This is a genomic window from Thauera terpenica 58Eu (assembly GCF_000443165.1).
Taxonomy (GTDB): Bacteria; Pseudomonadota; Gammaproteobacteria; order Burkholderiales; family Rhodocyclaceae; genus Thauera; species Thauera terpenica.
Genome location: NZ_ATJV01000028.1, coordinates 1 through 242, shown reverse-complemented (window position 1 = coordinate 242; position 242 = coordinate 1). Strand labels below are relative to the sequence as shown.

General features: G+C 65.3%; 1 protein-coding gene. It reads left to right on the top strand.

The genetic code is table 11. From position 1 onward, the window contains the following. A partial coding sequence (locus tag M622_RS23940; RefSeq protein WP_174377406.1) for an IS66 family transposase zinc-finger binding domain-containing protein occupies positions 1-242 on the top strand: 242 nt, incomplete at both ends.

The following is a 242-nucleotide window of genomic DNA, read 5'->3' as shown; positions in this document are numbered from 1 at the left end:
ACGCCCATGGTCGAGATTGGACAGGACGTCAGCGAACAGCTCGACATCGTGCCGATGCAGGTGCGCGTGTTGCGCCACATCCGCAAGCGCTACGGCTGCCCCAAGGGCGACCAGGCGCCGATCAGCGCCCCTGTCCCCGCGCAGGTACTGCCCAAGAGCAACGCCAGCAACGACCTTCTGGCGATGCTGCTCGTCACCAAGTACGTCGATGGGCTGCCGCTGGCGCGTTTCGAGTACGTGCT